Source organism: Nocardioides oceani (genome assembly GCF_030412965.1).
GTDB lineage: Bacteria > Actinomycetota > Actinomycetes > Propionibacteriales > Nocardioidaceae > Nocardioides > Nocardioides oceani.
Genome location: NZ_JAUHJQ010000100.1, coordinates 1 through 299 on the forward strand (window position 1 = coordinate 1; position 299 = coordinate 299).

1 pseudogene is annotated in these 299 nt (G+C 74.9%); it reads right to left on the reverse strand.

Annotated features, from left to right (window positions below):
• A pseudogene (locus QWY28_RS23425) lies at positions 1-299 on the reverse strand (M20/M25/M40 family metallo-hydrolase); the annotation flags it as partial.

Sequence of the window (299 nt, forward strand, 5' to 3'; positions counted from 1 at the left end):
GCCAGTCCTCGGCCGCCGCGGGCACGACGTCGAGGTGGCCGTGGAGCAGCAGCGCGTCGGTGCGGCTCGGGTCGGCCCCGCCCCACCGGGCGACCAGGGAGGTCCGGCCCGGCTCGGACTCGATGACCTCGCAGGTGATGCCGACCTCGTCGAGCAGCGTCGCCACGTGCTCGGCCGCCTTCCGCTCCCCCGGGCCCTCGGCGTCGCCGTAGTTGGAGGTGTCGATGCGGATCAGGTCCCGGCACAGCTCGACGACCTCGGCAGCGGGGTCGTAGGAGCGCTGCTGGTCGGACGCCTCG